17 protein-coding genes are annotated in these 23,191 nt (G+C 64.7%); 10 read left to right on the top strand and 7 right to left on the bottom strand.

Features of this window, described 5'->3' with window-relative positions; genetic code table 11:
• The first annotated feature begins 26 nt into the window (after positions 1–26).
• From QU44_RS03455 to QU44_RS03440, 4 genes are all read left to right on the top strand, one after another.
• Positions 27–1,508, top strand: a complete 1,482-nt coding sequence (locus QU44_RS03455; RefSeq protein ID WP_033920101.1) for a flavin-containing monooxygenase — start codon at positions 27–29, stop codon at positions 1,506–1,508.
• A 71-nt stretch (positions 1,509–1,579) separates the two neighbouring features.
• Positions 1,580–2,347 (top strand): trehalose-phosphatase, encoded by a 768-nt coding sequence (gene otsB, locus QU44_RS03450; protein WP_231621595.1) that lies wholly within the window; start codon positions 1,580–1,582, stop codon positions 2,345–2,347.
• The gene (locus QU44_RS03445; RefSeq protein WP_033920100.1) at positions 2,344–4,140 is read left to right on the top strand and encodes a glycoside hydrolase family 15 protein; all 1,797 of its coding nucleotides are present in this window, start codon (positions 2,344–2,346) and stop codon (positions 4,138–4,140) included. The genes otsB and QU44_RS03445 overlap by 4 nt, the downstream gene beginning before the upstream one ends.
• Positions 4,137–5,525: an alpha,alpha-trehalose-phosphate synthase (UDP-forming) gene (locus QU44_RS03440; RefSeq protein WP_443018068.1), complete on the top strand. Its 1,389-nt coding sequence runs from the start codon at positions 4,137–4,139 to the stop codon at positions 5,523–5,525. The genes QU44_RS03445 and QU44_RS03440 overlap by 4 nt, the downstream gene beginning before the upstream one ends.
• Before the next feature lie 38 nt (positions 5,526–5,563).
• Here the strand turns inward: QU44_RS03440 and QU44_RS03435 are convergent, their stop codons facing one another.
• Genes QU44_RS03435 through QU44_RS03425 form a run of 3 tightly spaced genes read right to left on the bottom strand, consistent with a single transcriptional unit; the run spans position 5,564 to position 11,467 of the window.
• Complete coding sequence (locus QU44_RS03435) at positions 5,564–7,033, bottom strand: efflux transporter outer membrane subunit (RefSeq protein WP_033920098.1); 1,470 nt, start codon at positions 7,031–7,033, stop codon at positions 5,564–5,566.
• A complete protein-coding gene (locus QU44_RS03430) occupies positions 7,030–10,239 on the bottom strand; it encodes an efflux RND transporter permease subunit (protein ID WP_033920097.1) in 3,210 nt (1,069 codons plus the stop codon). Before QU44_RS03430 ends, QU44_RS03435 begins: the two co-directional genes overlap by 4 nt.
• Position 10,240: 1 nt before the next feature.
• The gene (locus QU44_RS03425; RefSeq protein ID WP_081987844.1) at positions 10,241–11,467 is read right to left on the bottom strand and encodes an efflux RND transporter periplasmic adaptor subunit; all 1,227 of its coding nucleotides are present in this window, start codon (positions 11,465–11,467) and stop codon (positions 10,241–10,243) included.
• A 219-nt stretch (positions 11,468–11,686) separates the two neighbouring features.
• Here QU44_RS03425 and QU44_RS03420 point away from each other — a divergent pair, with 219 nt between their 5' ends.
• Positions 11,687–12,721: an oxidoreductase gene (locus QU44_RS03420; RefSeq protein WP_033920096.1), complete on the top strand. Its 1,035-nt coding sequence runs from the start codon at positions 11,687–11,689 to the stop codon at positions 12,719–12,721.
• 9 nt (positions 12,722–12,730) lie between these two features.
• On the opposite strand, the gene QU44_RS03415 is transcribed toward QU44_RS03420, so the two are convergent.
• Positions 12,731–13,447 carry a FadR/GntR family transcriptional regulator gene (locus QU44_RS03415; RefSeq protein WP_052134291.1) on the bottom strand — a complete coding sequence of 239 codons (717 nt, stop codon included), beginning with the start codon at positions 13,445–13,447 and terminating at the stop codon, positions 12,731–12,733.
• A 130-nt stretch (positions 13,448–13,577) separates the two neighbouring features.
• Here QU44_RS03415 and QU44_RS03410 point away from each other — a divergent pair, with 130 nt between their 5' ends.
• Genes QU44_RS03410 through QU44_RS03400 form a run of 3 tightly spaced genes read left to right on the top strand, consistent with a single transcriptional unit; the run spans position 13,578 to position 16,676 of the window.
• Positions 13,578–15,173 carry a sodium/sugar symporter gene (locus QU44_RS03410; protein ID WP_033920095.1) on the top strand — a complete coding sequence of 532 codons (1,596 nt, stop codon included), beginning with the start codon at positions 13,578–13,580 and terminating at the stop codon, positions 15,171–15,173.
• Positions 15,174–15,177: 4 nt separating this feature from the next.
• Entirely contained in the window at positions 15,178–16,044 is an 867-nt protein-coding gene (locus tag QU44_RS03405; RefSeq protein WP_033920094.1) for a 2-dehydro-3-deoxygalactonokinase, read from the top strand.
• Positions 16,041–16,676: a 2-dehydro-3-deoxy-6-phosphogalactonate aldolase gene (locus QU44_RS03400; protein ID WP_033920093.1), complete on the top strand. Its 636-nt coding sequence runs from the start codon at positions 16,041–16,043 to the stop codon at positions 16,674–16,676. The genes QU44_RS03405 and QU44_RS03400 overlap by 4 nt, the downstream gene beginning before the upstream one ends.
• Here the strand turns inward: QU44_RS03400 and QU44_RS03395 are convergent.
• Positions 16,665–17,264, bottom strand: coding sequence for an arylesterase (locus tag QU44_RS03395; protein WP_231621594.1), 600 nt, complete (start codon positions 17,262–17,264; stop codon positions 16,665–16,667). The two genes, QU44_RS03400 and QU44_RS03395, sit on opposite strands and share 12 nt — an antisense overlap.
• A gap of 123 nt (positions 17,265–17,387) precedes the next feature.
• Here QU44_RS03395 and QU44_RS03390 point away from each other — a divergent pair, with 123 nt between their 5' ends.
• Positions 17,388–18,086, top strand: a complete 699-nt coding sequence (locus tag QU44_RS03390; RefSeq protein ID WP_033920091.1) for an ABC transporter ATP-binding protein — start codon at positions 17,388–17,390, stop codon at positions 18,084–18,086.
• Positions 18,083–20,593: an ABC transporter permease gene (locus tag QU44_RS03385; protein ID WP_033920090.1), complete on the top strand. Its 2,511-nt coding sequence runs from the start codon at positions 18,083–18,085 to the stop codon at positions 20,591–20,593. The genes QU44_RS03390 and QU44_RS03385 overlap by 4 nt, the downstream gene beginning before the upstream one ends.
• A gap of 6 nt (positions 20,594–20,599) precedes the next feature.
• On the opposite strand, the gene QU44_RS03380 is transcribed toward QU44_RS03385, so the two are convergent.
• Entirely contained in the window at positions 20,600–21,946 is a 1,347-nt protein-coding gene (locus tag QU44_RS03380; RefSeq protein ID WP_033920089.1) for a dicarboxylate/amino acid:cation symporter, read from the bottom strand.
• 144 nt (positions 21,947–22,090) lie between these two features.
• A complete protein-coding gene (locus tag QU44_RS03375; protein WP_231621605.1) occupies positions 22,091–23,032 on the bottom strand; it encodes a manganese catalase family protein in 942 nt (313 codons plus the stop codon).
• Positions 23,033–23,191: the final 159 nt, after the last annotated feature.

Raw genomic sequence — 23,191 nt, 5'->3', positions numbered from 1 at the left:
ATAACGGGTATGGCGGGAGAAACGCGATGACTGTGGAGCATTTCGACGTCGTAGTGGTGGGGGCGGGCTTGTCTGGCATCGGTGCCGGACATTACCTGCGCGAGCGCTGCCCCGACCGCAGTTTCGTGATCCTGGAGGGGCGCGAGCGCAAGGGCGGCACCTGGGACTTGTTTCGCTATCCGGGGATTCGTTCGGATTCGGACATGCATACGCTTGGCTATGCGTTCAAACCCTGGACCGAGGCCAAGGCGATCGCCGATGGCCCGTCGATCCTGAATTATATCGAGGAAACCGCGCGCGAAGACGATCTGGAGCGCCGGATCCGCTATCGCCAGCGCGTGGTGGCTGCCAGTTGGTCGAGCGCCGATGCGCTATGGACATTGACGGTGGAGGAAGGCGAGGCGGCGGTGCCGCGCAATTATACCTGCAATTTCCTGCACATGTGCACCGGCTACTATGACTATGCCAAGGGCTACACCCCCGATTTCGCGGGGCGCGACGATTTTGGCGGCATTGTGGTGCATCCGCAATTCTGGCCAGCCGAACTGGAGTATGCCGGCAAGCAGGTGGTGGTGATCGGCAGCGGCGCGACGGCGGTTACGCTGGTGCCAGAACTCGCCAAGCAGGCGGCGCATGTTACCATGTTGCAGCGGTCGCCAAGCTATATTGTCGCTCGCCCATCGCATGATCGTTTCGCCAATTGGCTGCGCCGCGTTGCGCCGGCCAAGCTGGCATATGGCGTCGTGCGCTGGCGCAACGTGCTGCTGGGGCAGTTTTTTTATAGCCGCACGCGCAAATATCCGCAGCAGACCAAGAAGCGGCTGCTTGGCTGGGTCCGCGATCATCTTGGCCCCGACTATGACGTCGATACCCATTTCACGCCCAGCTATAATCCGTGGGACCAACGGCTGTGCCTGGTGCCCGACGCCGATCTGTTCGAGACGATCAAGCGCGGCGAGGCGAGCGTGGTCACCGGGCATATCGATCGCTTCACCGCCGACGGCATCCGCCTGACCAATGGCGAGGAAGTCGTCGCCGATGTCGTCGTCACCGCGACCGGGCTGGAGCTGCAACTGATGGCCGACATGCCGGTGACGGTGAATGGCGTACCGATCGTGTTCAGCCAGACGCTGAATTACAAGGGGATGATGTTCAGCGGGGTGCCTAATCTGGCGTATTCGTTCGGCTATACCAATGCGTCGTGGACGTTGAAGGCCGATCTGACCGCCGCCTATATCTGCCGCTTGCTCAACGCGATGACCAAACGCGGCGTTCGGCAAGCGACGCCGACGCAAAGCGATGCCGATCCGGCGGCGCATCCGTTTCTGGATTTCTCGTCGGGCTATATCCAGCGGGCGATTGATCGGTTTCCCAAGCAGGGCGCGCATGCGCCGTGGAAGCTGCACCAAAGCTATGCGCGCGATCTGGTCGCGCTGCGCTTTGGATCGATCGACGACGATATGGTGTTTTCCAATCCCGTTCCGGGCGGCAAGCGTCAGGCTGCCTGATAGTTGCCAATTTTTTTGCTGCAACGCGAAACCGGTTCGCATCCGGAACGTTCAAGTCGCGGGAGGCCGTTTTGCAAAATTCTATCATTACCGATGCCCAGGGGCTGTTGCCCCCACCCAGGGCATTGCTTCGCGGTGCCAGCCTGTTTCTCGATTTTGACGGGACATTGGTAGACTTACAGGACCGTCCCGATGCGGTGACGGCGGATGCCGAACTGCGCGGGCTGATCGCGCGGCTGGGTGAGGCGCTGGATGGGCGGGTTGCGATCGTGACCGGGCGGGCGATCGCGCATGTCGAGCATATGTTTGGCAGTCTCAGCTTTGCCGTGGCTGGTAGCCACGGGGTCGAGTTTCGCTGGCCCGATGGCCGCACCGCCGCACCCGCGCTGCCGCCGACGCTGGATCGGGTGATGGCGCAGGTTCATGCCTTTGCCGCGACGCGCGATGATGTGCTGGTGGAGACCAAGCCCTTTGGCGTGGGGCTCCATTATCGCATGGCCCCGCAGCACGAAGCCGATGCGCGCGTGCTGGCGCAGCGGCTGGCGACCGAACATGCGCTGCACCTGCAACCCGGCAAGATGATGATCGAACTGCGCGCCGCCAGCGGGGACAAGGGCAGCGCGATCACCCGATTGATGCAGGATGCGCCGTTCGCTGGGATGCGGCCGGTGTTCCTGGGCGACGATGTGACCGACGAGGACGGTTTCCATGCGGTGGCCGCAATGGGCGGCGTTGGCATATTGGTGGGCGATGCGCGTCCGACGGCGGCGGGGTATCGCCTGGCCGATGTGGCGCAGGTGCGCGCGTGGTTGCAAGGCGCCGTGCAGGTGGCGGTATGACCCCCACGCTCGATCTATGGCCGATCGGTAATTGCCAGGTCAGCGCGCTCGTCGATCGCGGCGCGCGCTTCGTTTGGGGATGCGTGCCGCGCGTCGATGGCGACCCGACGTTTTCCTCGCTGATCGACGGGCGCGATCCTGAATCGGACGACGCGGTTGGGCTTTGGGCGATCGACCTGGAGGACTGCGTTTCGATCGACCAGCATTACCGCCAGAACACCCCGATCCTGGTGAGCCGGATGACCGATTCGAATGGCGGCGTGATCGAGGTGACCGATTTCTGCCCGCGTTTAGAACGGCTTGGGCGAACCTATCGCCCGGTCGCCTTCGTGCGCTGCGTCAAGCCGATCGCAGGCAGCCCGCGCATTCGCGTGCGGCTGCGCCCGACGCGCAATTGGGGCGATTCAGCGGTCGAGCGGACCAGCGGATCGAACCATATCCGCTTCCTGCTCGACGGCATTCAGCTTCGGCTGTCGACCAACGCACCGGTGGGCATGCTCGAGGCAGAGCGCGTCTTCCGCGTCGAGCGGCCGCTGCATTTCTTCCTTGGCCCCGATGAGAGCTTTGCCGGCGATCTTTCGACCACGGTCGAGGAGATGCTGACCTATACCACCGAGCATTGGCAGCATTGGGTACGTGGGCTGGCGACGCCGTTCGAATGGCAGGATGTGGTGATCCGATCGGCCATCACGCTGAAGCTGTGCCAATATGAGGAAACCGGCGCGATTGTCGCAGCATTGACCACGTCGATCCCCGAGCATGTCGGGTCGCAGCGCAACTGGGATTACCGCTATTGCTGGATCCGCGACGCTTACTACACCGTGCAAGCGCTCAACCGGGTCGGTGCGCTCGACGTGCTCGAGGGGTATCTGGGCTATCTGCGCAACATCGTCGACGGGGCGAAGGGCGGGGACATCCAGCCGTTATACGGGCTGCTGGGCGAAGCCGAACTGACCGAGCGCGAAGCCGAGCGGCTGGCGGGGTATCGCGGGATGGGGCCGGTGCGTGTGGGCAACCAGGCCTATGAGCAGATCCAGCACGATGCCTATGGCCAGATCGTGCTGTCGAACGTCCAGGCGTTCTTTGACCAGCGATTGTTCCGCATGGCGGGGATCGAGGATTTCGAAGCGCTCGAACGGGTGGGTGAGCGGGCATGGGAGCTGTACGACAAGCCCGATGCCGGGCTGTGGGAGCTTCGCACCCGGCAATCGGTGCATACTTATTCGGCGGCGATGTGCTGGGCGGCGTGTGATCGGCTTGCCAATGCGGCGGGGCGGCTTTGCCTGCCCGACCGCGAGAAATTCTGGAACGAGCGTGCCGCCACGATGCGCGCGACGATCGAGAAGTCGGCGTGGCGCGAGGATACGCAGCGGCTGTCGGCCACCTTTTCGGGCGATGATCTCGATGCCAGCCTGATCCAGTTGCTCGACCTGCGTTTCCTGTCGCCCGACGATCCCCGCTTTCGCGGCACGCTGAACGCGGTCGAGGCGGGGCTGCGGCGGGGCAGCCATATGCTGCGATACGATACCGAAGATGATTTCGGATTGCCCGAAACGGCATTCAACGTCTGCACCTTTTGGCTGATCGAAGCGTTGCATTTCACTGGAAGAGACGCCGACGCGCGCGCGCTGTTCGACGAAATGCTGTCGCGCAGAACCGCCGCCGGGCTGCTGTCCGAAGATATCGACCCCGCAACCGGGGAATTATGGGGCAATTATCCCCAGACCTATTCGCTGGTCGGCATGATCAATTGTGCGGTCCTGCTGAGCAAACCATGGAGTGCTATTCGTTGAGCCGCCTGATCATCATTTCCAACCGAGTCTCTGCCCCGACCGAGTCCAATTCGGGGGCGCAGGGCGGGTTGGCGGTGGCACTGGCGGCGGCGCTGCGCGAGTATAAGGGCATTTGGTTCGGCTGGTCGGGTGAAACCACCGATCATTTCACCGGCCATATCAACTTCCAGCGCGCGCAGGGGGTGACCACCGCCACCGTCGATCTGGAAGAGCAGGATATCGAGGAATATTATAACGGCTACGCCAACCGCACCTTGTGGCCGTTATTCCATTACCGCATCGACCTGGCCGAATATGAGCGCGATTTCGCCGGTGGGTATCAGCGGGTCAATGATCGCTTTGCCGATACCGTTCGGCCACTGATCGAAGCCGACGATGTCGTCTGGATTCAGGACTATCACATGTTTCCGCTCGGCAGTTCGCTTCGCGCGCGCGGGTGCAGGAACCGGATCGGCTTTTTCCTGCACATTCCTTGGCCACCGCGACGGCTGCTGGGCGTATTGCCCGAAGCGGCGGAGTTGGTGCGGCATCTGTTCGATTATGACGTCATCGGATTTCACACCCAAGAATGGCTCGACAGTTTTTGCGACTATGCCGTGGTCGAACTGGGCGCGACGCTCGACGGGCATATGCTGACGCTGGGCGATCGGGTGTTGCACGTCATGGCCGACCCGATCGGGATCGACGCCAAGGAGTTTATCGAGGCATCGCACAGCCCCACGGCTCGCCTTGCGTTCCGGCGGATGCGCGACAGTGCGGTGGGCCGCGACATGATCGTCGGGGTCGATCGGCTCGATTATTCCAAGGGGCTGGAGGAGCGGTTCCTTGGCTATGAGCGTTTCCTGAAAACCTATCCCGAAGAGCGCAAGGAAGTGTTCCTGCTCCAGATCGCACCGCCTTCGCGCGGCGCGGTCGAAAGCTATCAAAAGATACGCACTGCGCTGGAGGGCATGTCGGGGCGGATCAACGGCGCGTTCGCCGATGTCGATTGGGTGCCGATCCGATATGTGAACCAGGGTTATCCGCGCGACCAACTGGCGGGGATATATCGCGCCGCTCGCATCGGGCTGGTGACGCCGCTTCGCGATGGGATGAACCTGGTCGCCAAGGAATATGTCGCGGCGCAGGATCCCGACGATCCCGGCGTGCTGATCCTATCGCGCTTTGCCGGGGCGGCGGCGCAACTCAAGGAGGGCGCGGTCCTGATCAATCCCTACAGCGCCGAGGAGATCAGCGATGCGATCGTGCTGGCGCTGAAGATGCCCCGCGAAGAGCGGATCACCCGCTGGCGCGCGATGATGGACAATGTGGTGAACGAAGATGTGGTGTGGTGGCGCAAGCGCTTCACCGAGGCGCTGATGGCTGACATCACCATCGATGCCTGATCAAACTCCCCTCCCCAGCCGGGAGGGGAGTTTGACGGTTACTGTGCCGCCGCCGTCGCCGCCCGCCGGGTGACGTCGGGTGCATTTTCCCAGCCACCGCCCAGCGCCTTGAACAGGTTCACCTGTGCATCGGCCAGCGTCGCGTCCGAGGCCGCGAGTGCGGCCCGCGCATCGGCGCGCTCCTGTTCGGACTGGATCAGTTGCAGGAAGCTGTCGGCGCCATAATCGAACCGCAGCCGCGACAGCCGCGCCGATTCGCCCGACGCGCGCACCGCGCGTTGCAACGTCCGGTTGCGGTCGAGTTCGCCAGCATAGCGGGCAAGCGCCTGTTCGACTTCACGAAGCGCGGTCAGCACCACGCCGTCGAACGCGGCAAGGCTGCCATCGGCAGTTGCCTTGGCCTGGCGCAAGCGGGTGCGGGCAACCGTCATATTGGGGAAGTTCCACGAAATCAGTGGCCCCAGCGAGAAGTTGATGCTGTCGCGCTCGACAAGATTGTCGATCGAGGTCGAAGCCAGGCTGGTCGACCCGAGCAACTGGATCGACGGATAGAGCGACGCTGTCGCAACGCCGACGCGGGCAGTGTCCGCCGCCAGCTTGCGTTCGGCCTGGCGAACGTCGGGACGGCGCGCCAGCAGCGCCGCGCCATCGCCGATCGGGATGATCTGTGACGTGCGCGGCGGCGCGGTGCAGGCGTTGGCGGTTGCATCGATCTCGGCGGCCGGACGACCTGTCAGCGTCGCGAGGGCATAAAGCGACGCGCGGCGTTCGGCCTCCAGCAACGGCACTTGGGCCTGGGTCTGGGCCAGCAGCGTATCGGCGCGTTCGACGTCACGGCGCTGGCCACGCCCGGCTTCGAACAGCCGGCGCGTGAGGTCCAGCGTCTGCTGCTGAAGTTCCACCGTTTCGCGCGCTACCGCGATCTGGCTGGCATTGCTGCATGCGGTGGCATAGGCGCGCGCGGTTTCGCCGGCGACCGATACGCGAGCGGCATCGACCTGCGCCGCAGCCGTCGCGACATCGCCGCGAGCCGCCTCGATCGCACGGCTGACGCCGCCGAACAGATCGAGTTCATAGCCGACATCGACACCGGCGGTGAAAAAGTCGGTTTCGAACGAGGGGATTTGCTGCCCCTCACCGAATTGCGCGCCGAAGCTGTTCGACCCGGTGCGCTGTCGCGTGCCTTGCGCCGACAGGCTGGTGGTGGGCAACCGTCGTCCGCGCGTTTCGCCTAGGACGGCGCGTGCGCGTTGCAGGTTCGCGGCGGCCTGCCGAATGTCGGTATTGTGCACCAGCGCCTCGGTCACCAGCCGATCAACATTGGGGTCGTCATAGAGCTGCCACCATTTTTCGGGCAGCGCCTGTGCCGAGACCGCGCTCAGCCTCTGGCCTTCGGCAAAGGCGGCTTCGCTGGTGATGCCGCCCGGCGTTGCGGGCCTTTCATAGTTGGGGCCAACCGCGCAGGCCGAAACCATCAGCGCGGCGGTTAGACTTGCCAGCTTCTTCATGCGGGCTCTCCGGCAGCGGGGGCGGGCGGGGCAGGGGGCTGATCGACAGGCTGGCGCGGCTTGTGCCGATCACGCCAGCGCGCTGCGCCATTCCCCATGCGACGGCTCATGATGTAGAATGCAGGGGTGAACAGCAGGCCGAACAGCGTGACGCCGATCATGCCGAAGAACACCGCCACACCCAGCGCTGCGCGAAGCTCGGCACCGGGGCCTGACCCGATCACCAGCGGCAGCACGCCCAGGATGAACGCGATCGAGGTCATCAGGATCGGCCGCAGGCGTTGAGCAGCGGCATGCCGCGCAGCTTCATACATTTCGTCGCCGCGGTCTTCATTCGCCTTGGCAAATTCGACGATGAGGATCGCGTTCTTTGCCGCCAGGCCGATCAGCACCACCAACCCGATCTGGGTGAGGATGTTGTTGTCCAGCCCCATGAAATTGACCCCGAGCAGCGCCGCCAACAGGCACATCGGCACGATCAGAATCACCGCGAACGGCAGGGTCAGGCTTTCATAATTGGCCGACAGCAGCAGGAAGACGAACAGCACCGCCAGGCCAAAGGCGACGATCGCAGTGTTGCCCGCCTGCTTTTGCTGGAACGCGAGTTCGGTCCATTCATAGCTCATCCCGTCGGGCAGTGTTTCGGCGGCGATCCGCTCCATCGTTGCCAGGCTCTGGCCGGTCGAAAAGCCGGGAATGGTGTTTCCCTGCAATTCGGCCGAGGGGTATAGATTGTACCGCACCACGCGATACGGCCCGCTGTCGTCGCGCAGGGTCATCACCGCATCGAGCGGCACCATCTGGCCCGAAGCCGAGCGGGTGCGCAGCCGGCCGACATCCGACGTTTCGTCACGATAGGGCGCATCGGCCTGTGCGGTCACACGGAAAGTGCGGCCGAGGAAGTTGAAGTCGTTGATGTATGACGAGCCCAGATACGTTCCGAGGGTCGAGAAGATATTCGCCACTGGCACCCCAAGCTGCTCTGCCCGTTCGCGATCAATGTCGGCGAACAAACGCGGAGTCTTGGTGTTGAACAGGGTGAAAGCGCCGGTGATGCCTGGGGCGGCATTTGCCTTCATCATCATCTGAAACGCAGCCGCTTCCAGCGCGCCATAGCCACGGTTCTGACGATCCTCGATCATCATCTTCCAGCCGCCGCCGGTGCCGATGCCCTGAACCGGGGGTGGCGGGATCACCAGCAGCATACCCTCGGTCAACTGGCTGAAGGCACCGCGCAGCATGTTGGCGACGTCGTCGGCCGGCGGCCGCTCGGCGTGACCCTTCATCGTCACGAACATCGCGGCGGTGTTGGGCGCAGCCGAAAAGCTTGCGCCGTCGAGGCCGACCAACGCCACCGTGTCCTTCACATATGCGTTCTTGCCGGTGATTTCCTGCGCGCGCAGCATCATCGCGGTGGTCCGCTCGAGCGACGCGCCAGGCGGAAGCTGTGCCGCAACGATGACATAGCCCTGATCCTGCGCCGGAATGAACCCGGTTGGCGTCGAGTAGAACTGCCACCCAGCCGCTGCGATCAGCAGGACATAGGCGATACCGACGATCCCCAGCATGCGGATCGCACGCGCGGTGAGCCGGCCATAGCGTTCGGCCAGCCATTCGAACCCGCGATTGAAGCTGCGGGCAAAACGGGTGGGCCAGCCGCGCACGCCAGCGGCGGGGGCGACATCCTCATGCTTTTTGGGCTTGAGGATCAACGCCGCAAGGGCGGGCGACAAGGTGAGCGAGATGAAGGCCGAGATGGCGGTGGCCGACACGATCGTCAGCGCGAACTGCTGATAGAAGGTGCCCGAAATGCCCGGGATGAAGCTGGTCGGGATGAACACCCCGCACAGCACCAGCGCGATCGCGATCAGCGCGCCCGATACTTCGTCCATCGTTTCATGCGCTGCCTGGAGCGGGGTCAGCCCCTTTTCCTCCATCAGGCGCTCGACATTCTCGACCACGACGATCGCGTCATCGACGACGATACCGATCGCGAGCACCAACCCGAACAGCGAGAGGTTGTTGAGCGAGAAGCCAAATCCCAGCAGTACCGCCAGCGCGCCGACCAACGAGACCGGGATCGCGATGATCGGGATGATCGCCGCGCGCCAGCTTTGCAGGAAGATCAGCACGACCAGGCTGACCAGGATGATCGCCTCGATCAGTGTATGATACACGGCATCGATCGACGCCGAGATATATTCGGTCGGGTTGTACGGAATTTCGTACTTCATCCCCGGCGGGAAGGTCTTCGACACCTGTTCGAGCTCGGCGATCACCGCGTCGGCGGTGGTCAGCGCGTTCGATCCGGGAAGCTGTGAAATCGCGACGGCGGTGACCGGCTTTCCGTTCAGATACGCATTGATCGAATAGGTTTCGGCCCCGAGCTCGACCCGCGCCACATCGCGCAACCGGGTGAGTGCGCCGCCTTCGCCGCGCTTGACGATGATCTCGCCGAACTGTTCGGGGGTGGTGAGGCGACCTTCGGCCTGGATGCCGAGCTGGAACGCATTCTTGCCGGTATTGAACGGCGGCGAACCGACCGAACCGACCGCTGCCTGCGCGTTCTGTGCGCGGACCGCGGCGGTGATTTCATCGACCGTCAGGTTGCGCGCGGCGGCCTGATCGGGATCGATCCAGACGCGCATATTATAGTCGCGGCTGCCGAAGCTTTGCGCGTTGCCGACGCCCGACACGCGCGAGATCCGGTCGATCACCTGCGTCCCGACATAGTTCGAGACATATTCCTGGCTGAGCGAGCCATCGGGTGACGAGAACATCGCCACCATCAGGAAGTCTGGCGAGTTCTTGAGCACCGTTACGCCGATCTGGCGCGTCTGTTCGGGCAGGCGCGGCTCGGCCGAGGCCACCCGGTTCTGCACCAGCACCTGTGCCTGATCGGCATCGGTGCCCTGCGCGAAGGTGACGGTGATCTGGGTCTGGCCGTCGCCGGTGTTCGACGAGGACATGTAGATCATGTTCTCGACGCCGTTCACCGCTTCCTCGATCGGGGCGGCGACGGTTTCGGCTAGCGTTTCGGCGCTGGCCCCGGGGAATGACGCGGTGATGACCACCGTTGGCGGTGCGATCTCAGGATATTGGGTTATCGGCAGGGCGGGGAGCGCCACCAGGCCGAACACCAGGATGAGGATCGACAGGACCGCCGCGAAGATCGGGCGATCGATGAAGAAATGCGGGAATTTCATCTCAGTTCGCCGCGCTGGCTGCGGAAGCGGGTGGGGTCGATACCGGCATCGATGCCGGCGAATTGCTAGCCGGCTTCAGCTGGATCTTGGTGAGCTTGGCTTGCACCGGCATGCCCGGTTGCAACGCGGTCAAGCCGGCGATGACGACGCGGTCGTCCAGCTTCAGCCCTTCGCGGACCACACGCAGCCCGTCGGCGGTCGGGCCGGTGACGACCGGGCGCGGCGCAGTCTTGCCATCGGCACCGACGACATAGACGAACCGGCGGGTCTGATCGCTGACGATCGCTTCTTCGGGGATCAGCATCGCACGATAGTTCCCCGATCCAAGCAGGCGGGCGCGGCCGAACATGCCCGGTGTGAGGAAGTCATCGGGATTCTGGATCAGCGCATGCGCCCGGATCGTGCCCGAATTGGGATCGATCGTGTTATCGACAAAATCCACCTTGCCGCGCCAGTTCCAGCCGCTCTCGTCCGAGAGCTGGATTTCCACCGGGTTGCGGGCGTCGCGCGAGGAGCGGCGCTCGCCGCTTTGATCCTGCCGGCGATATTTCAGGTAAAATGCCTCGGCACCGTCGAACACGAACCAGATCGGACCGGTCGATACGATACGGGTCAGCACGGTCTGGCCATCGCTGACGAAATTGCCGTTGCTGACGCGGCGGCTCGACACGCGCCCCGAAATCGGCGCGCGAACCGTGGTGAACGAGACGTTCAGTTCGGCAGTCTGGGTCTGCGCGCGTGCTGCCGCTACATCGGCTTGCGCGGTGCGGAGCGCAGCCTGGCTGGTTTCAAACTCTTCGCGGCTGACCGCTTGCGCCGCCAGCAGCTTTTCGGAGCGCTGGAGTTCGCTGCGTGCATTTGCCAGCGTTGCTTCGGAGCGCTGGGCCTGCGCACGGGCTTGTGCCAATGCGGCGCGATAGGGGCGGGGATCGATTTCGAACAGCGCCTGGCCCTTGCTTACCTGCTGGCCATCGCTGAACATGACGCGGGTGATCGTGCCGGTGGCGCGGGGGCGGATCTCGGCGTCCTGGATCGCTTCGAACCGGCCGACATATTCATCCCAGTCGCGGATTTCGCGCTCGATGGGATTGGCGACCGACACCTGCATCGGCGGGCGCGCCGGGGGCGGGGCTTCGCCCGAGCATGCTGCCAGCAGCATCGCCGACATGAGCGGCATCGCAGCGGTCAGCCGCAGCGGGTTCCATAAATTGTTCGTTACCTGCGGCATTGCCGTTCACCTCTTGCATGCGCCAAAATTTTCGTCGGCGACCGCCAAGTGCGTTCGCAGTCGCAACATTGCAATAGCCCGAACCATAATTTTTGAACACTGGCGTTCAAAAGCCCGGAATCCGGTGGGTCAGGCGTTGCAAGGATATACAGCGTCACGCCGAACATTGTCCGATAGACCGCCCTTTTGCATTGTAGTGGGGCGGATAGGAGAAACGAAATGGCCGGAATGCTTGGAGTCGGACTGGTCGGCTATGGTCTGGCGGGCAGGGTGTTTCACGCACCGCTGATCGGAGCAGCACCGGGCCTCACGCTGCGATCGGTAGTGTCGCGTGACCCTGCCAAGGTCTGGGCCGATTTGCCGGGAATGCAAGTGGTGCCCGATCTGGCAACGCTGCTTGACGACGATGCGATCGATCTGGTGGTGATTGCCACCCCCGATGCGTTGCATGCCGAGCAGGCTATCGCCGCGCTACGGGCGGGGCGGCATGTGGTGGTCGACAAGCCGTTCGCACTGACGCTGGTCGATGCCCAGTCGGTGGCCGATGCCGCCGATGCGGCGGGCCGCAGCGTGACGGTGTTTCACAACCGCCGTTGGGATGCCGATTTCCTGACGCTGCGCCGGTTGATCGGCCAAGGCGCGTTGGGCGAGGTGATCCAGTTCGAAAGCCATTTCGATCGCTTCCGCCCGCAGGTGATCGATCGCTGGCGCGAACATGCAGGGGCAGGGGTGTGGAACGATCTGGGGCCGCATTTGATCGATCAGGCGCTGGTGTTGTTCGGCCTGCCCGATCGCGTGATCGCCGATTTCGCCATTCAGCGACCCGGCGGCCAATCCCCCGATTATGCCCATGTCACGTTGGTGTATCCCAGGCTTAGGGTGATCCTGCACGCCAGCATGATGATGCCTGCGTCGGCGCTACGCTTTGCGGTCCACGGGACCAAGGGCAGCTGGATCAAGCACGGCCTCGATCCGCAGGAAAATGCGCTGCGAGCCGGCACCCTGCCAGGGGCGGAGGGCTGGGGCATCGATCGCGTGCCCGCGCATTTGTCGCTGGTGGGCGAGGGTGCGGGCGTCGAAACCCGCGACGCGCCGTGTGATCCAGGGGACTACCCCGCCTTCTATGCCGGCGTCGCGGCGATGATCGCCGGCGACGGTCCCAATCCAGTGCCGGTGTCGCAGGCAATAGACGTCATGCGCGTGATCGAGGCGTCGCGACGATCCGCCGATGAAGGCCGAAGCGTCGCACCGTGACGAAAGCGGTCAGTCGCGCTCGGCGATCAGCACCAGCACGTCGCCGATGATGGCGGTCATCGCGCGGCGGGCATCCTCGGGGTCTCGCCGTTCGATCGCGTCGGCGACCGCCCGGTGATCGACGATGTTGGCCGACCGGCCCTTGATCTTGTTGGTGAAGCGGATCGACGTTCGCAGCGCAGTCGCGACGACCATCTGGAACTGTTCGTAGAACGGATTTTTCGACGCGCGCAGGATCGCCAGGTGAAAGGCGATGTCCGCCTCGAGCGCGTCGCCGTCGCCGGCTTCTGCCGCCGCCATCGCATCCAGCCCGCCGCGAATCGCGCGCAGGTCGGCGGCGTCATGAAATTGGGCCGCCAGCGCTGCCGCTGCAGGTTCGATGCCGATCCGTAGCTGGTTGAACTGGCGCAGCAATTCGACCGAGAATTTGCGTTCGAGCAGCCAGCGCAGCACATCGGGATCGAACAGGTTCCACGCCTTGGCCGGCTGAACGATCGTGCCCTGGCGCGGCCGCGCGCTGACCAATCCCTTTGCGGTCAACATCTTCACCGCTTCGCGCGTCACCGATCGGCTGACGCCGTGTACCTTGGCGATTTCGGCCTCGGTCGGGAAGGGCCGGTCGGCATATGCCCCCGTCACGATGGCGCGGCCCAGCAGCTCCAGCATGCCGTGCGTCAGATTGCGGCCCAGCTCGGGCCGCGCGGCAGCGATATCCTCGTCAGTCATTCTCATCCCCATCTGGGCCGTGTTTTATGCATGCACGCGACTTTGTCACTCGCTTCGATGCTCGACACTAGCATTTTATCGTATAAATACCGGCGAGATTTCAGCAACCATGCGGGACAGGGGCGCAGCTATGGGGCTTTCGACGATCGATCTGGTCGTGGTGATCGTATATGCGATCTTCATCTTCGGCCTGGCGCAGTTCGTGTCGCGCGAAAAAGGCGGTAAGGAAAAAGACACCAGCGATTATTTCCTGGCGTCGAAGTCACTGCCCTGGTGGGCAATCGGCGCATCGCTGATCGCGGCCAACATCTCGGCCGAACAGATCGTCGGCATGTCGGGATCGGGCTATGTCATGGGGCTGGCGATCGCATCCTATGAATGGATGGCGGCGATCACGCTGCTGATCGTCGGCAAATTCTTCCTGCCGATCTTCCTGAAGAACGAAATCTACACGATGCCGCAGTTCCTAGAGCAGCGGTATGGCAGCTCGATCCGGACGCTGATGGCGATCTTCTGGCTGGCGCTGTACGTGTTCGTGAACCTGACGGCGATCCTGTGGCTCGGCTCGATCGCAGTGAACAAGGTCGCGGGCGTCGATCAGATGGTCGCGCTGTTCGGGCTCGGGCTGTTCGCGTTGCTGTACCAGCTTTACGGCGGGCTGAAGGCGGTGGCGTTGACCGACATCGTTCAGGTGACGTTGCTGGTGTTCGGTGGCCTGACGATCTCGGCGTTGACGCTCAACGAAGTCGGTGGCGGGCAGGGGGTGCTGGCCGGTTTCGGGGTGCTGCTCGATCGTGCGCCCGAAAAGTTCAACATGATCCTAGAGCCCGGCGAAGTCGGCTATCAGGAACTGCCCGGCATCGCGGTGCTGGTGGGTGGCATGTGGATCGCCAATCTGAGCTATTGGGGGTTCAACCAATATATCATCCAGCGCGCGCTGGCGGCCAAGAATCTGGCCGAAGCGCAAAAGGGCATCGTGTTTGCCGCGGGCCTCAAGCTGCTGATGCCGCTGGTCGTGGTGGTGCCGGGGCTGGCGGCGGTGATCCTCGCGCCGGGGCTGAATCCTGCCGATGAAGCCTATCCCACGATGATGCGCTATCTACCGTCGGGGCTGCTGGGGCTGGTGTTCGCCGCGCTGATGGCGGCGGTGGTCGCCTCGACCGCGTCGAAGATCAATTCGATCGCGACGATCTTCACGCTCGATCTGTACGCGAAGTTTCGTGACATCCCGACCGTCGCCGAAGACGGTGCGGCGCGGACGGGCCGCGAAAAGCATCTGGTGCTGATCGGTCGTTCGTCGGCGGCGGTGGCGACGGTGATCGCGTTGTTCACCGCGCGGCCTTTGCTCGGCGGATCGGACCAGGCGTTCCAGTTCATCCAGGAGTTTTCGGGCTTTTTCACGCCGGGGATCACGGTGATCTTCCTGCTGGGGCTGTTCTGGAAGCGCGCGAGCGAATGGGGCGCAATCGCCGCCGCGGTCGCATCGGTGGTGCTGTCCTATCTGTTCAAGGTGGGGATGCCCGACATGCCGTTTATCAACCGCATGGGGCTGGTGTTCATCATCGCATTGGTGCTCGCCGTTGTCCTGTCGCTGGTAAAGCCGGGGGCTGCGGGCAGCGACCGGATCACCGCCGAGGGGGTGAGCTTCCGCACCACGCCAAGCTTCAACGTCGCCGCGTTCGCGATCGTCGGCGTCGTGATCGCGCTTTATGCGTCGATGTGGTGAGCCGATGACCGACGCATTCATCGCGGTCGATTGGGGCACCACCAACCGCCGCGCCTATCGGATCGAGGGCGGCATCGTCGCGGCGAGCGAGCGCGGCGGGCCGGGGGCTGCGGCGACGCCTGCCGAGGCGTATCCTGGCGAAGTGGCAGGCCTGCGCGAGCGGCTGGGCGATCTGCCGATGTTGCTGGGCGGCATGGTCGGATCGACGATCGGCTGGCGCAGCGTTGCCTATGCCAGCGCGCCGGCGGGGCTCGCTGATCTGGTCGCGGCAGTCGAGTGGATCGACGATCGCACCGGCATCGTGCCCGGGGTTTCGATCGTGCAGGGCACGCAGGGCGACGTGATGCGCGGCGAGGAATTGCAGATCCTCGGCGCGGTGGCGGCTGGCATGGTGCCGGGCGATGCGCTGGTGTGTCAGCCGGGCACGCATTGCAAATGGGCGACAGTGGCGGCGGGGCGGATTGCCAGCTTCACCACCGCGATGACCGGCGAACTCTTTGCGCTGTTGCGGACGCATAGCGTGTTGAAGGGGCAGCTCATGGGTGAGGTCACGCCCGGCGACGCCTTCGTCGACGGCGTGCGCGAAGGGGCCAAGCGCGACCTCGCCGCCAGCCTGTTCGGCGTCCGCGCCGCCAGCGTGCTTGGCTTGCGCGACGATGCCGATGCCGCGAGTTATGCCAGCGGGCTGCTGATCGGGGCCGATGTCGCCGCAAGGATAGGGGCGGGTGTGACGGTGTATCTGCTCGCAGATGCCAATCTGGGCGCGCTCTATGCCGCCGCTATTTCGACGCTGGGCGGCCAATCGGTCGCGATCGACAGCGAAGCCGCGTTTCTTGCCGGCGTCACACAGCTTTGGGAGCTTGCCCGATGACTAATCTCCACCGTTTCGACGCCGCCTTTGCCGCCTGCCCATTGGTGGCGATCCTGCGCGGGGTTCGCCCCGACGAGATCGAGGCGATCGGCCATGCGCTGGTCGAGGCGGGGTTCACGCTGATCGAAGTGCCGCTCAATTCCCCCGACCCGTTCGCGAGCATCGAATTGCTCGCCCGCCGTTTCGGCGATCGCGCGGTGGTCGGCGCGGGGACGGTGCTGACGGTCGAGGATGTGCTGCGCGTCGAGGCGACCGGCGGCACGCTGATCATCGCCCCCAACGCCAATCCTGCGGTGATCTCGGCGGCGGCCGAGCGCGGGCTGGTGGCGATGCCGGGGATCGGCACCCCCACCGAAGCCTTTGCCGCGCTGGCGGCGGGGGCGGCGGCGCTGAAACTATTCCCCGCCGAGGCTGCAAGCCCCAAGGTGCTGAAGGCGATGCGCGCAGTGCTGCCCAAGGATGTTCGGATGCTGCCGGTTGGCGGCATCACGCCCGAGGCGATGGGGCCTTGGCGCGAGGCGGGCGCGGCCGGGTTCGGGCTGGGGTCGGCGCTCTATGCCCCCGGCATGACCGCGGCTGAAGTCGGCGAGCGGGCACGCGCCTTCGTCGCGGCGCTGCCGTCAGTCGGCTAGCCGCTGTGCCACCAGCGGGGTCACCCGATCGGCGACTCGCTCGACGCCCTTGGCGTTGGGGTGGATCCGATCGGGGAGCATCAGCGCGGGGTTGCCGATCACGCCGTCGAGGATGAACGGGTACAGCGCCGCGCCATATTCCCTGGCCAGATCGGTATAGATCGCGTTGAACGCGGAGACATATTCGGGGCCGAGATTGGGCGGGGCGACCATGCCGGTAAGCACCACCGGCACTTCGCGCCGCCGCAATTCATCGAGCATCGCCACCAGATTGGCGCGCGTTTCGGCAGCGGGAATCTGGCGCAGCACGTCGTTGCCGCCTAGCCCCAACAGCACGAGGTCTGGCTTGCGCGGCAGATTGTCGAGCGCGAAGGCCAGACGCTGACGGCCCGCCGCGCTGGTGTCGCCCGATACGCCCGCATTGACCAGCGTTGCGTTGATGCCGTCGGCGCGAAGCCGGTTTTGCACCGCATCGGGAAGGCTCTGCCCGCGTCCCAATTGATAGCCCGCATACAGGCTGTCGCCGAACGCCAGGATCAGCTTTTCCTCGCCTGCCGGACGCACGGTGGCCGCCGTCTTTCCCGCCATTGCAGCCGCGTTATCCGCCACTGGCAGCGCGGGATCGCCGCAGCCATTCAAGCATATCGTTTGGAGAATGGCCGCTGCCGCCACATATCGCTTGTTCAAACTAGCCAAGGTCAAGCTCACTCCATGCATTCCCCACAGCAGCGCGATATGGTCATCGATGCGCGCGATGTCACGCTGACGCTAGGCAGCGGCGATGCGGCGACGCAGATTTTGCGCGGTATCGACCTGGCGGTGCCGCGTGGTCAAAGCATCGCTCTGCTGGGACCATCGGGGTCGGGCAAGTCGTCGCTGATGGCGATATTGTCGGGGCTCGAGCGCGCCACCGGCGGCAGCGTCGCGGTGGCGGGGCTGGATTTCGGGACGCTCGACGAGGATTCGCTGGCGCGCGCGCGGCGGGGGCGGATCGGCATCGTGCTTCAGGCCTTCCACTTGCTGCCGACGATGACCGCGCGCGAGAATGTTGCTGTGCCGATGGAATTGGCGGGGGTGGCCGACGCCTTCGAGCGCGCCGATGACGAGCTGGCGGCGGTGGGTTTGGGCCATCGCATCGGCCATTATCCCAGCCAATTGTCGGGCGGAGAGCAGCAGCGCGTGGCGATTGCGCGCGCGCTGGGGCCGCGCCCCGATCTGGTGTTCGCCGACGAACCCACCGGCAATCTCGACACCGCCACGGGGGCTGCGATCATGGATTTGCTGTTCGAGCGGCAGGCGGCGGCGGGGGCGACGCTCGTCATCATCACGCATGATCCGGCGCTTGCAGTACGCTGCGACCGGGTGGTGACGCTGGGCGACGGCCTGATCGTCGAGGATCGCGCGGCGTGAGCGATTGGGGAATCGCCTGGCGGCTGGCGCGGCGCGAATTGAGCCTGCGGTTTCGCGGGCTTCGGCTGTTGCTTGCCTGCCTGTTTTTGGGCGTGGGGGCGCTGGCGGCGATCGGCAGCCTGACGCAGGCGATCGGCGGCGAACTCGCGGCGCGGGGGCAGACGATCCTGGGCGGCGATGTCGAGTTCGAGATTTCGCAGCGCGAGGCCAATGATGCCGAACGCGCGGCGATGGCGCGGCTGGGCAACGTCTCGCAGAGCGTGCGGATGCAGGCGACGGCGGTCGGCGGCGATCCGGGCAGTCCGCGCATCGTGCCGATCGACCTGAAGGGCGTCGATGGCGAATATCCGCTCTATGGCCGGCTGACGCTGCGCGACGGTCGCAGTGTTGGCGCGCCCGATGCCGGGACGGTGTGGATCGCACCCGCGCTCGCCGATCGGCTGCGCGTGGGGCAGGGCGGTCGCTTCCGCATCGGATCGGCAAGCTTCACCGTCGGCGGGATCATCGCCGACGAGCCTGACCGATTGGGCGAGGGCTTCACCCTGGGGCCAGTCGCGATGGTATCGCTGGGCGGGATAACGCGCACCGCGCTGGTCCAGCCGGGCAGCCTGTATGCCACGCGCTACCGCATCCAGATGCCCGACTCGCGCGATCCCAAGACCGTCGAGGAGGCGTGGAACAAGGCGTTCCCGGTCGCCGGCTGGGAAACCAAGACGCGCGAACGTGCATCGCCCAGCGCCGCGCGCTTTATCGACCGGATGGGGCAGTTCCTGCTGCTGGTAGGGCTGTCGGCGCTGGTGATCGCGGGAATCGGCGTCGGCAACGGCGTGACCTCGTATCTCGCGGCGCGGCGGGGGAGTATCGCGGCGCTGAAGGTGCTCGGCGCGACATCGGGGGTGATTGCGCGGGTGTATCTGTTGCAGATCGGCGTGGTCGCTGTGGCCGGGATCGCTGCCGGGCTGCTGGCGGGCGTGGTCGCGGTGCCGCTGATCGTGTGGGCGGCGGGCGACGTGCTGCCGGTCGCGCCCGAATTTCAGGTGCAGTTGCTGCCGTTGATGCTGGCGGCTGCCTATGGCCTGCTGATCGCGCTGGCGTTCACCGCGCGCCCGTTGATCGCGGCGGGGCGTGTGCCCGCCGCGGGGTTGCTGCGCGGGGTGATCGGTGAGCGTCCGGTGCCCTGGCGGCATTCGCTGCCCTGGGTGGGCGGTGCCGGTGCGGCGATCCTCGCGCTGGCGCTGGCGACTGCCGAGCAGCCGTTGCTCAGTGCCGGCTTCCTTGCCGCCGTTACTGCGGTGCTGCTGCTGTTGGCTGGCGTCGGCGTGCTGGTCCGGCGCACCGCCGCGCGACTGCCACGGTCGCGTCGCCCGTTGCTGCGGCTGGGCATTGCAGCGCTGCATCGGCCGGGATCGCGCACCGGCGCGCTGGTCGTCGCGCTGGGGCTTGGCCTCACGCTCTTCGTATTGCTGGCGGCGATCCGCACCAGCATCGACGGCAATATCGCAAGCTCGGTGCCGCAGCGCGCGCCCGCTTTGTTCGCGCTCGACGTGCCGCCGCCGCGCGAAGCCGATTTCCGCGCGACCATCGCCGCGATCGAGCCGCGCGCCGAAGTGAAGACCGTCCCTGCGATGCGCGGCACGATCACCGGCTATGGCGATGTCCGCGTCGCTGACCTGGAGGAGCTTCCCGAAGGGGCATGGGCGCTGCGCGGTGAACGCGGGCTGACCTATGCGGCGACCTTACCCGAAGGCAGCGAACTCGTGGCGGGAAGCTGGTGGCCGCGCGACTATAGCGGTCCGCCCATAGTTTCGGTCGATGAACGGCTGGCCGAGGCGATCGACCTGAAGCTTGGCGATCCGATCAGCGTCAGCTTGCTCGGCGTCGAGCGTACCGCGCGCGTGGCGTCGTTCCGCAAGATCAATTGGGACACATTGGGCTTCAACTATGTGCTGGTATTCAGCCCCAATGCCATCGCCGACGCGCCGCATAACCTGGCGGCGACGATCGATTTGCCCAAGGGGCGCGAGCGGGCGGTGCTGAACGCGCTCGTGCCACGATTCCCTTCGATCTCGGTGATCGAGGTTGGCGGGGTGCTGGCGCAGGTGCGCGACATTGTCGGCGCGATGGCGACCGCGATTGCCGCTGCGGCTTCGGTCGCGATCCTGGCGGGGCTGGCGGTGCTGGTGGGCGCGATCGCCGCGACGCGCGAGGCGCGGACCTATGACAGCGTGATCCTCAAGACCCTGGGCGCGACGCGCGGGCAGGTGTTGTGGGTGCAGGCGATCGAATATCTGCTGCTGAGCGCGATTTTGGCCGCGCTCGCCCTCGCGCTGGGCTTGGGCGGCGCATGGTATGTCGTGACGCAATTGTTCAGCTTCGAATGGCTGCCCGATTATCGCGCGGTCGGCGCGACGCTGGCGGCGGGTGTTGTGGTGACCACGGTCATCGGCGTGCTGGGGGCGCTGCCGGTGCTCAATGCCCGCCCGGCGCGGGCGCTGCGCGAACTATAACGCCGCTCAGTCGATCGACGCGGCACCCTGGGGGATCGCCCCGATGGCAGGCAGGTCGCCGCGCATCGCCGCGTCGAACTGTGGCTGGTCGAGCGCATTTTCCCAGCGCGAGACGACTACCGTCGCCACGGCGTTGCCGATGAAGTTCGTCAGGCTGCGGCATTCGGACATGAAGCGATCGACCCCCAGGATCAGCGCCATGCCCGCCAGCGGCACCGACGGCACGATCGACAGCGTTGCCGCCAGCGTGATGAAGCCCGCCCCGGTGACCCCCGCCGCGCCCTTTGATGACAGCATTGCGACGCTCAGCAACAGCAATTGCTCGCCGATCGTCAGGTCGACATTGGTTGCCTGCGCGATGAACAATGCCGCCATCGTCATGTAGATGTTGGTGCCGTCGAGGTTGAAGCTGTAGCCGGTGGGCACCACCAGCCCGACGATTGATTTGGGGCAGCCCGCGCGCTCCATCTTCTCGATCAGCGACGGTAGCGCGCTTTCGGATGACGAGGTGCCCAGCACCAGCAGCAATTCGGCCTTGAGATAGGCGATAAGCTTGAAGATCGAAAAGCCGCACAGTCGGGCGACGCTGCCCAGCACGACGATTACGAACAGCAAGGCGGTGAGGTAAAAGGTGCCCACCAGCGCCGCGAGGTTGGCGAGGGTTCCCAGCCCATAGGCACCGATGGTGAACGCCATCGCGCCGAACGCTCCCACCGGCGCCGCGCGCATGACGATCGACACGAGCTTGAAGAAGACTGCCGAGACGTCTTCGAGCAGGTTGAGCACCGGTTCGCCCCGATCGCCGACCAGCGCCAGCGCGACGCCGAACAGGATCGCGACGAACAGCACCTGCAGGATGTTGCTTTGCGTCAAAGCGCCGGTGAAGGTGTCGGGAATGATCGCGAGCAGGAAGCCGGTCAGCGTCGATTGCTGCGCCTTGGCGGCATAGGTCGCGACCGCGCCGCTATCCAATGTCGCTGGGTCAATGTTCATCCCCGCGCCGGGCTGGACAAGATTGCCCACCACCATCCCGATCACCAGCGCGAAGGTGGAGAAGAAAAGGAAATAAGCGAACGCTTTGCCCGCCACCCGTCCGACCGAGGCGAGGTCACGCATCCCGGCGATGCCGGTGACGATCGTCAGGAAGATCACCGGCGCGATGATCATCTTGACCAGTTTGATGAAGGCATCGCCCAGCGGCTTGAGCGCTTCGCCGGTGGCCGGGTAGAAATGGCCGACCGCCACTCCCGCGACGATCGCGAGCAGCACCTGTGCGTATAGCAGGTTATACCAACGATTGCGGCGTGGCGCGGCTACGCCCTCCGCCGGTAGCAGGGTGATCTTCAGCGACATTCGCGTCTTCCTCGACTGGCCGCGATTGAGCGGCACATCTGTCGATAGACGGCTTGATGCGGGATATACCAGTGCTGCGCTGCCACTATCCCCAGGCTGTAACCGGAAAACGGCCCGCCGATACCCGATCGGCGGGCCGTGGCATTACATCGCGTCGGCCATTCTCACGGCGTCGTCGACATCGGCAGCAGCGCCCTTGTCGTCGCCGGTGATCCGGCCGGCACCCGCGCCTGCGCCCAGATCGACGCCCGTCGTCGGATCGCCGGTCGGCACCGACGCAGTGCGGACGGCAAGCTTTTCGGCGGCCATGGCGTCGGCCTTGTCGAGTACTACCGAAGCCGAACCATCGCCATCATCGAACGGCATGGTCTGCGCCAGATCGTCGATCCGCTCCCATTGATCGCCCGAATTCCACGGGCCGTTCATGTCGCCTTCGCCTTGCGACGTGTTGACATAGACATTGGCATATTTCTCGATCCCCGGCAGCTTGCCCGACGGGAAATTGTCCTCGATCGCGTACAGCGCCTTTTCGAACGACTTCTGGTGCGCGATTTCGCGGGTCATCAGGAAGCCGAGCGCATCCTTGATGCCGGGATCGTCGGTGATGTTGATCAACCGCTCGTAAATCACCTTGGCGCGGCTCTCGGCGGCGATGTTCGAGCGGAGATCGCACGTCGGATCGCCGCGGCTGTCGATATAGGCGGCGGTCCACGGCACGCCCGACGAGTTGGTCAGCGAAGGGCCGCCACCGTGTAGCAACGACTGGGTATGGCTGTTGCCGCCCCGAGTCATCGACAGATAGAGTTCGGCTTCTTCCATCGAGGCTTCCGCAAGCTGTGCCTTGGCACCCTTGTTCAACATCGCGACGATCGAACCGATTACTTCCAAATGGCTAAGCTCTTCGGTAGCGATGTCGATCAACAGATCCTTGCGACCTGGATCGAGTTCGCCCAATCCTTGCGTGAAATAGAGCATCGCTGCTGCGAGTTCACCATCGGCACCGCCGAACTGCTCCAGCATTAAAGATGCCAATACAGGGTTTGGTTCGGCAACGCGCACGGTATATTGCAACCGTTTGTTGTGCATGAACATCGGGATATTCCAGTTCTGTCAGGAGGTGCTGGAATAACGGGCAATTTGCGACGATGTTCCCGCACAACAGAATAAGCGGATACCACTAACCTGGATCAGGCAAGGTGATGGACGATCTATTCGTCGGCAGCGTAACGATCTATTGAGCGCCTG

The organism is Sphingomonas sp. 37zxx (assembly GCF_000786205.1).
Lineage (GTDB): Bacteria > Pseudomonadota > Alphaproteobacteria > Sphingomonadales > Sphingomonadaceae > Sphingomonas.
This window is presented reverse-complemented; position numbering and strand designations above follow the sequence as displayed.

Excerpts from the sequence above, each read along its gene's own strand:
- QU44_RS03455 (WP_033920101.1), top strand. The coding sequence starts at position 27 with ATGACTGTGGAGCATTTCGACGTCGTAGTGGTGGGGGCGGGCTTGTCT.
- QU44_RS03445 (WP_033920100.1), top strand. The coding sequence starts at position 2,344 with ATGACCCCCACGCTCGATCTATGGCCGATCGGTAATTGCCAGGTCAGC.
- QU44_RS03435 (WP_033920098.1), bottom strand. The coding sequence starts at position 7,033 with ATGAAGAAGCTGGCAAGTCTAACCGCCGCGCTGATGGTTTCGGCCTGC.
- QU44_RS03430 (WP_033920097.1), bottom strand. The coding sequence starts at position 10,239 with ATGAAATTCCCGCATTTCTTCATCGATCGCCCGATCTTCGCGGCGGTC.
- QU44_RS03425 (WP_081987844.1), bottom strand. The coding sequence starts at position 11,467 with ATGCCGCAGGTAACGAACAATTTATGGAACCCGCTGCGGCTGACCGCT.
- QU44_RS03420 (WP_033920096.1), top strand. The coding sequence starts at position 11,687 with ATGGCCGGAATGCTTGGAGTCGGACTGGTCGGCTATGGTCTGGCGGGC.
- QU44_RS03415 (WP_052134291.1), bottom strand. The coding sequence starts at position 13,447 with ATGACTGACGAGGATATCGCTGCCGCGCGGCCCGAGCTGGGCCGCAAT.
- QU44_RS03410 (WP_033920095.1), top strand. The coding sequence starts at position 13,578 with ATGGGGCTTTCGACGATCGATCTGGTCGTGGTGATCGTATATGCGATC.
- QU44_RS03405 (WP_033920094.1), top strand. The coding sequence starts at position 15,178 with ATGACCGACGCATTCATCGCGGTCGATTGGGGCACCACCAACCGCCGC.
- QU44_RS03400 (WP_033920093.1), top strand. The coding sequence starts at position 16,041 with ATGACTAATCTCCACCGTTTCGACGCCGCCTTTGCCGCCTGCCCATTG.
- QU44_RS03395 (WP_231621594.1), bottom strand. The coding sequence starts at position 17,264 with ATGGCGGGAAAGACGGCGGCCACCGTGCGTCCGGCAGGCGAGGAAAAG.
- QU44_RS03390 (WP_033920091.1), top strand. The coding sequence starts at position 17,388 with ATGCATTCCCCACAGCAGCGCGATATGGTCATCGATGCGCGCGATGTC.
- QU44_RS03380 (WP_033920089.1), bottom strand. The coding sequence starts at position 21,946 with ATGTCGCTGAAGATCACCCTGCTACCGGCGGAGGGCGTAGCCGCGCCA.
- QU44_RS03375 (WP_231621605.1), bottom strand. The coding sequence starts at position 23,032 with ATGCACAACAAACGGTTGCAATATACCGTGCGCGTTGCCGAACCAAAC.